A 7725-nucleotide genomic window follows, 5' to 3' on the forward strand; every position below is an offset into this window, starting at 1 on the left:
AGGAATGACGGAAAGCGTGACAGCCTGCTATCAGACAATCACGCCTGAGTGACGGATGGAATGACGAACGAAACGAATGCAAGAACGCAATCCCGCCTGATAAGATGCCTGAATGAAAGCATTGCTGCTGTACGGCAGGCAAGCAGGTAATCAGCAATTCCCGCAGGCAAGTCTGATAGCTATCCTGCAAGAAAGACAGCACGAAATCAGGACTGCACGGGTGCAAGCCTGCAAGACTGAAAACAGCAAGATGTAAACTTTAAATTTTAAAAATATGGACACAAAAAAGAAACCTCTGTTTGTCGCCTTTTCTTCTCAAAAAGGCGGTGTTGGCAAAAGCACATTTACCACGCTTGTTGCAAGCACGATGCACTATCGGTTGGGCTACAACGTAGCCGTATTTGATGCGGATTTTCCGCAGCACAGCTTGATGAAAATGAAAACCCGTGATTTGGCAATGGTAATGGAAAATGAGGCGTTGAAAAAACTGGCGTATAAGCAGTTTACCACCATCAACAAAAAAGCCTATCCCATTATGCAGCACAAAGCGGATAGCGTACTCGATGCGGCGCACGAATTTGTAAACAGTTCTCCCGTTCCGCTTGATGTGCTGTTCTTCGACCTGCCGGGAACCGTGAACACGCCCGGCATACTGAAAGCATTGGCGGGAATGCACCACATATTTACGCCTATCACGGCAGACCGTGTGGTAATGGAAAGTACGCTCATCTTTACGCAGCTTTTACAGGACGTGATTATGAAAAAGGGCGAAACTTCCATACAAAGCATTAACCTGTTTTGGAACCAGGTGGACGGTAGGGAAAGCACACCCTTATATGACGTGTACAATCAGCTTATCGCGCAACTGGGGTTAAGCCTGATGCAAAGCCAAATCAAGAACAGCACCCGTTTTCGCAAGGAAAGCGAAGCGGACAGCAAAACGGTTTTCCGTTCTACCGTAATGCCACCCGATGAGCGTTTGATGAAAGCCTGCCAGTTAGACCTGTTCATCAGCGAATTTTTAAACATCATTCAATTGTAGTGCTATGGAAAAAGACAATAAGAAAAAAGTCACGCCGGACATTAACGAAGAAATGATGATGAACCTGATGGTGGACGGCATTAAAAAGGACGGTTTGCAGTTACCGCCTGAACCTGCCGAAGAGCAGGTAAAGGAAGCGGTAAAAGACGAGGTGCAGCAGGAAGAATTATCACAAAGCAAACCCGCACAACGGGAAAGAAACCGCACAAAGAAAAACCTTGACGGAAGCTACGGCGAACACTTTTTGAAAACCCATTCGATGACAAAACGGGGCGATAAAAGCATTTATATCCGGCAGGAATATCACGAACGGCTTTCCCGTATTGTACAGGTCATCGGTAAAGATGCCATACCCCTGTATGCTTATCTCGATAACATACTGGAGCATCATTTTGAGATGTTTGAAAAAGCCATTACCGATGATTTCAATGAAAAGTTTAAACCCATTTTTTAAAGCATCTGATTATGGAAATAGTAATTGTGATTTGCCTACTGATAATCATTGTACTGCTTTTGCAGGATAAGATTGTCATTCATAAAAGGTCGGAGCAAAAGCCCACACAGGAAAAAGTTAACCCGAACCTGCCCGATATTATGGGGCAGCCCAAGCCAGTAAGAAGCCTTTCAGTGCCAAACACTGCCAATGAAAGCCAAATAGCGGAACCGGAGATAAACCCTGATAATTTAGACATCGAATACGACGAAAACGAAAACGTCAGCATTCAAATTCCGCAGGAAGAACTGGACGAAGTTTTCAGCAATATGCCTGATTTGGAAGAAGAGGAAGAAGAATGGAACAGGTACGGAATATCCGGTGGCGATAACGGTTTTGCCCAAGGGGTTACCTACGACGAACTAAGCTCCGTAGGGGCATTGCTCCAAAAAGAGAATTTGGAACAGGCTCAAAAGGAAACAGCGGTAGCCATAGTTCAGAAATTACAGGGAACCGAATTATTCAGCTTACTGGAAAATTCCATTGAGGGTGCTTCCCGAAAAATTGCCGAGCTTTTGGATAGCACACTTTCATCTGAAAGCGACGACGGTTCTTCCACCTTGCGGAAAAGTGATTTGGGTGATTTTGACATTGGGGAGTTTGTTTAGACTTCCCTTTGTCTTTTTATATTTCAGTTTCCGAGAACTCTTCAAACACAGAATAGTTTTTTATTCCTTTAGACTTGTTCACTTTTCCCATTATTGTACCATCAATCCTGCTTTTTAGATATGATGCCAAATCATCAAAGTGTCGAACATCAATATAATTCATACCTGATGCTTTATATCTTTTGGATAATGAAATGGTGAAAGCAGCCCAATTAAATTTTTCTCCTTTTTTATTTAATTCAATCTGTTTCCAATCGCCATAGCGTTTTTTTAAATAGTCAATATAGTTTTTCTTGGGAAGCTCTTTTCCCAATGCTCCGTCCGGTAATTCAATTTTTGGCTTTACAGGCTTAGACTTTTTTACAAACTTTGGAAAATATTTATGCAGTAAAGCCTCTGATTGCTCAATATATTTTGTTATGGTATCCCATCCCCAATAATACAAATGAAATGGCAGTCCTTGTTCTCTTTTAATTTGATTTAGGTATTCCTGTATTTGAGCATCGTCACGAAATGTAGAAGCAAAAACAAATTTGTCAAAATCAATTGCTAAATCCCTTGCTTTTTCTAAGTCTGCATTTATATCCTGAATTAGATTTTTCCTGATAGTTTCGTCTTTTCTGCCAATGCTTTTCAATTTGCACTGAATTACCGTTTTGCTTTTAGAAGAAAAGATGTCAATACCTTTCTGATTTTGTCCTTTCACGCCAAAAGTCTGAAAGTCTGTATTCATATATGAAGAGGTATTCTCTACAAAATTGAATAAATCACAAGTGAGTTCCTCAAATAACCTTTCATCTTTTAAAGGGGGTAATTGATAATTCGCCATCTAAAAAAAACGTTTAAAAATTGTTTTCTGTTCGGTATCTGAAAATTCAGCAATTACTTGTTTAGACCAGTCAAAATCAAACTTGCCAAACTTATTTTCATCCCCGTTTAAATCAATTTCATCTTCATTGAAAGTAAGGATATATTGAAAGTTATGCAGTTCGTTTGATTTGTGATACATATAGTTCAAGACATTGGATATTGTTTTGTAAGATATAGCGTGAAATACACCATCGTGTACAAGAAAATCCGGAATATTCCGTTTGTCAATCCTGCTTTTTAAGAATACCATTAAATCATACGATACAATTTTTAAACGCTCTTGTCCTAAAGCATCTGCTTTGGGAATTTCCAAACTGATTTTAAAAGGCAACTGGTTTCTTGGCGAAGTAGAGTTTAACGTGATATTGAAGTAAGAATTATCAAATTCTTCATCCAAATAAATAGCATTTTCAAGAATTTGCTGAAATAATAATCTCAACTCATCAAGATAGGTTTGATGCTTATTTAACTCACTAACAATATCTCTTTTTAATTCAGCAATAACAATATTAGAGTTCCCTAATATTTCTTCGATTTCATCAATTTCTCTAACAATGGAAGTGTTTCGTTCTAAAAGTGTTTTTTCATTCACTAATCTTTCATAGGTACTTTCAATTCTATCCAATGCTCCTCTTTCTTTTAACAAGGAAAATAATTGGCTTCTGTTCTTCTCTAATTTTTCAAGTTGTTTTAGACTTAGGTCTATTGATGATTGTAACTTCTTTTCTTCTTCCAATAGATATTTATTCCTATTAGCTAAAAGTTGTTTCTTAAAATCAATAACTTCATCCAAACTTCTTTTTACAAAGTTTCCAAAAGTCGCAACAGTTTCATTGTAGAGTTTACGAATTTTGTCCAGGTCGATGGAGGCTACATCATTGTACGAGGATTTAAGTTTTTCTAATTTACGGTTTGTACCGTGATAGATTATAGATTGCTCATTAATTTCAGATATAACCTGATTTAGTTTTTGCTCTATCTCTTTGTGATTGGCAAGAAAATTATACTCCTTCAGACTATTTTCGAGTGCTATAATATCTTTTTCAATTTTTAAACGCTCGGTTCTAAACTCCTGAATGTCTTTACCTGTATCTGCTTTGACTTTTTCAGACAATGATTTCACAGTGTTATTATACCTTTCGTATTCAGAAGAAACCTCGTTATATTTTAAAAGTGTTTTTGTCGGGAGATTTAACAAATAAAAATTATACAATGCCTTTTCTCTTGCATTAGCGTTATATGAAACAAAATTTAAAGGGTCAGCTCTTTGCTGGCTTTGCAAATCATCCTTAACAAAAAACTCCATTAATGTTCCATATCTCTTTCCCTCAAAGAACACTTCGTTATTTTCAGTTGGGAAAAATATCCCTTCCATAACCTTGGGCATTTCTGATTTTTCATATTCATCAAGCGCATCAGCTCGTTTACCGAAAAAGATTTTCTTGGTATCAGCAAAGCTTCTTTTAATGAAATACTTTTGTCCCTGTATTTCAAATTCTAAAGTAATCGTATGTTCTTCATCTCTTAGAAAGTCATATTTTTTTTGACTAAATCTTTTTTCTGCCTTACCGCTTAATAAAGTAAAATCAACAAGCCTTACTAACGTAGACTTACCAATACCATTAATTCCTCTGGCTTCTTTATCTTCTGAATATTTACCTAATATGATGTTTATTCCATTGTGAAATGGAACAGCATCTATTAAGTTGGTTTCTGAATATATTCTAATTAACATTGTCAAATAAACTTGTTTGATTTTCTTCTTGGTTTTCTTTCTTTACCAATTTAATTTTATAGCCTTTTTTCTCAATACTGCCAATCGTATGCAAAAAGGTTAAAGCATACAGGAAAAGGTCGGGTGTTCTGTCTTTGTCCCTGTTTAAAAACTTATTCATTATATCATCTACGATGACGTATTTGTTTTTAAAAGGGGAACTATCCATAATACTTATAATATCTGCTCCCAATACCATAAGGTTGGTTTTAAGATTGCTTTCGGGCTGCGGTAATATCATAGTTCATTTTCTGTTTTTCTGCCTATTAAACACTGTTCAAACATATACAGCAATATAGATTTTACGCATTTTACATATTCATCATCTTTAATGTTTCCATATGCCGTTGTATATTGGTCGGTCAGATTATATAATCTCTCCTTGAAATTTCCTGAAAGTTTATTGTAATCATTTATAACCCTTCTTTTTAGGGTATTAATCTCATCATCATTATAACCCGAAAGTATATTAGTAATCGTATTAAACTCCGCCATAACCAATACCATTTCCGAGTTCATCCCGTCCCAATCTTCCTGCTCAAAGTTGAGTTCGATTTTCCTTTGGGGAGGAACCAATGTTTTCCTGTCGAAATGCAGAGCCTTATCTTCTTCGTTTGAAGCGTTCAATAAATCATTGATGATTTCCTGAATATAGTCCTGTATAAAAAAGTTTTCAATCCCCAAATAGGCGGCGAGTTTTCTTTTTTTACTTGATACAAGTTCATCAACAATAGAAAGGATTTGGTCTATGCCCCTTATCGAAGTATTGCCATCCAAAGACTGAATTAAGGTAAATTGCTCTGGTGATACCTCGTGATTTACATACATTTCCCAATTTGCAAATTTGTCTTTCCAGTTTTTCTGATATTTTTCAAAATCTCCTTCTTTTTTTGCTCCTCCTAAAACTTTTGTTTCAAAATCAGTTTTGTTATATTTTCTTGGTGCGTAACAAGCCAATATTTTTTGTTCGGGTAAAATAGTACCGTCATTGCCTTTATCCTTATTCCTTCTGATTGGCGTATAGTTATCAACGCCATATTTCAAAAGAAACAGTTCATCAATAAATTCTTCGAACTCAAATCCTTCTTTGGATTGAATTTGCATTTTAAAAGCGTTCTTCAATAATTTATCCATATACAAATCAGAGTTCCAAGTTAATTTTAACCGTACCGTCAAATCCCTTTTCTACTATCTCTTTAAGGGTTTGAAGTTTGATATTATTGCCATAATCAGTTTCAACCTTAGAAATGTAACTCCTTTTCTTACCCACTTTTTGGGCTAATTGTTCTTGAGTTAGCTGTCTTTTTTCTCTGGCTTCCTTCAGCATTTCTCCAATATGTCTGCCTGATATTTTCATCTCAAAAAGGATTAAAATTGACTTTATTATGAATATGCAAATGTAATTTAAAAGTTGCATTGAACCAACTGTAAATTGTAATAAAAGCATCCCATCATTTGTAGTTCCGTTCTGGAAGTCCGCATCAACAAAGCCACTCACAGCCAAACACTTCCTCTGACTGCCACTTTACGGTAACGCCTCTTTTTCCATAAGACATTTGTCCCGAAAGCTCGCAAGGTGCGGGATAAACAGTAACAAATTAATGTGTTTCAATTATGGAAAAACAAAGAAAAAAAGTTTTGCTGGCAGCCGTGGCGATGCTGTCAGGAATTGGTGCGTTCGCACAGGGAAACGGCTCGGCGGGTATCAACGAGGCTACCCAAATGGTAACCTCTTATTTCGACCCCGCAACGCAATTAATCTACGCCATCGGTGCGGTAGTCGGGTTAATCGGGGGCGTTAAAGTGTACAACAAGTTCAGTTCCGGCGACCCCGACACGAGCAAGACCGCAGCTTCGTGGTTTGGTGCGTGTATCTTCTTGATTGTAGCTGCAACTATCCTGCGTTCATTCTTCCTTTAATACTTTGCCTTATGAATTACAACATCAACAAAGGCATCGGCAGAACGGTGGAATTTAAAGGACTGAAAGCACAGTACCTCTTCATTTTCGCAGGCGGGCTGCTCGGTACACTTATCCTCGTGATGATACTGTATATGGCAGGCATAAACTCTTACTTCTGCCTGTTTCTCGGAGCAGGCGGAGCTTCGCTCATTGTATGGCAAACCTTTTCGCTGAACCGAAAATACGGCGAACACGGATTGATGAAAATCGCAGCCAATAAAAGGCATCCCCGCTACATCATCTGCCGCAAGCCTGTACACCGCTATTTAAAATTCACGCCTAAACAGAATGCCGTATGAGAAATGTAGCAAAGACCACCACACTGGAAATTAAATTTCCGTTGTTGGCAGTAGAGTACAACTGCATCCTTTCCAAAGATGCGGACATTACCGCCTGCTTTGAAGTGCGTTTGCCGGAACTGTTCACAGTAGCTTCTGCGGAATACGAAGCCATTCACTCCGCCTGGCACAAGGCTATCAAAACTCTGCCTGATTTTACGGTCATTCACAAACAGGATTGGTACATCAAGGAAAGCTATGCGCCCGATTTGGCAATCGAAGACCAAAGTTTTTTATCGAAGTCTTATCAACGCCATTTCAACGAGCGACCGTTCCTGAACCACTATTGTTACCTATTCTTAACGAAGACTACTAAGGAAAGAATGCGGATGCAAAGCAACTTCAGTTCGCTTTGCAAAGGCACACTGATACCAAAGGAAATCAGGAATAAAGAAACGATACAACGCTTTATGGAGGCGGTCGCCCAGTTTGAGCGTATCGTGAACGATAGCGGTTTTGTAACCCTGAAACGACTGACCGAAGATGGAAGCATCGGAACGGGCGAAAAACAGGGATTGTTGGAACAGTAGCTCACCCTGTCAAGGGCAAGAGGAACACCGATGCAGGCAATCGCACTCGGAACGGAAGAAGTCCGTATCGGAAACACAAGCGTGAGCCCGCACCACTGCTACCAAACA

General features: G+C 38.4%; 10 protein-coding genes and 1 pseudogene. 6 read left to right on the top strand and 5 right to left on the bottom strand.

Annotated features, from left to right (window positions below; all coding sequences use genetic code 11):
• The first annotated feature begins 274 nt into the window (after positions 1-274).
• The 3 genes from AC0NBN_RS10005 to AC0NBN_RS10015 are packed head-to-tail and all read left to right on the top strand — an operon-like array spanning position 275 to position 2143.
• On the top strand, positions 275-1042 hold the full coding sequence (locus AC0NBN_RS10005) for a ParA family protein (protein WP_047098920.1): 768 nt from the start codon (positions 275-277) through the stop codon (positions 1040-1042).
• 4 nt (positions 1043-1046) lie between these two features.
• Positions 1047-1496: a DUF3408 domain-containing protein gene (locus AC0NBN_RS10010; RefSeq protein ID WP_047098919.1), complete on the top strand. Its 450-nt coding sequence runs from the start codon at positions 1047-1049 to the stop codon at positions 1494-1496.
• An 11-nt stretch (positions 1497-1507) separates the two neighbouring features.
• Complete coding sequence (locus tag AC0NBN_RS10015) at positions 1508-2143, top strand: hypothetical protein (RefSeq protein WP_047098918.1); 636 nt, start codon at positions 1508-1510, stop codon at positions 2141-2143.
• Positions 2144-2159: 16 nt separating this feature from the next.
• On the opposite strand, the gene AC0NBN_RS10020 is transcribed toward AC0NBN_RS10015, so the two are convergent.
• From AC0NBN_RS10020 to AC0NBN_RS10040, 5 genes are read right to left on the bottom strand one after another with little or no spacing between them, the layout of a single operon-like run.
• Positions 2160-2972: a hypothetical protein gene (locus AC0NBN_RS10020; RefSeq protein WP_047098917.1), complete on the bottom strand. Its 813-nt coding sequence runs from the start codon at positions 2970-2972 to the stop codon at positions 2160-2162.
• Positions 2973-4748 (bottom strand): DUF2326 domain-containing protein, encoded by a 1776-nt coding sequence (locus AC0NBN_RS10025; RefSeq protein ID WP_047098916.1) that lies wholly within the window; start codon positions 4746-4748, stop codon positions 2973-2975.
• Complete coding sequence (locus tag AC0NBN_RS10030) at positions 4738-5028, bottom strand: hypothetical protein (RefSeq protein ID WP_047098915.1); 291 nt, start codon at positions 5026-5028, stop codon at positions 4738-4740. The genes AC0NBN_RS10025 and AC0NBN_RS10030 overlap by 11 nt, the downstream gene beginning before the upstream one ends.
• Positions 5025-5891, bottom strand: a complete 867-nt coding sequence (locus AC0NBN_RS10035; RefSeq protein ID WP_228457784.1) for a hypothetical protein — start codon at positions 5889-5891, stop codon at positions 5025-5027. The genes AC0NBN_RS10030 and AC0NBN_RS10035 overlap by 4 nt, the downstream gene beginning before the upstream one ends.
• A gap of 37 nt (positions 5892-5928) precedes the next feature.
• The gene (locus tag AC0NBN_RS10040) at positions 5929-6144 is read right to left on the bottom strand and encodes a helix-turn-helix domain-containing protein (RefSeq protein WP_228457783.1); all 216 of its coding nucleotides are present in this window, start codon (positions 6142-6144) and stop codon (positions 5929-5931) included.
• 257 nt (positions 6145-6401) lie between these two features.
• Between AC0NBN_RS10040 and AC0NBN_RS10045 the strand changes: the two genes are divergently transcribed.
• From AC0NBN_RS10045 to AC0NBN_RS10055, 3 genes and pseudogenes are all read left to right on the top strand, one after another.
• On the top strand, positions 6402-6707 hold the full coding sequence (locus AC0NBN_RS10045) for a DUF4134 domain-containing protein (protein ID WP_002979435.1): 306 nt from the start codon (positions 6402-6404) through the stop codon (positions 6705-6707).
• 11 nt (positions 6708-6718) lie between these two features.
• The gene (locus tag AC0NBN_RS10050; RefSeq protein ID WP_047098912.1) at positions 6719-7048 is read left to right on the top strand and encodes a DUF4133 domain-containing protein; all 330 of its coding nucleotides are present in this window, start codon (positions 6719-6721) and stop codon (positions 7046-7048) included.
• Positions 7045-7725 (top strand): annotated as a pseudogene (locus AC0NBN_RS10055) (TraG family conjugative transposon ATPase); the annotation flags it as partial. The gene AC0NBN_RS10050 and the pseudogene AC0NBN_RS10055, both read left to right, overlap by 4 nt.

The sequence above is a fragment of the Chryseobacterium sp. L12 genome (assembly GCF_056133985.1).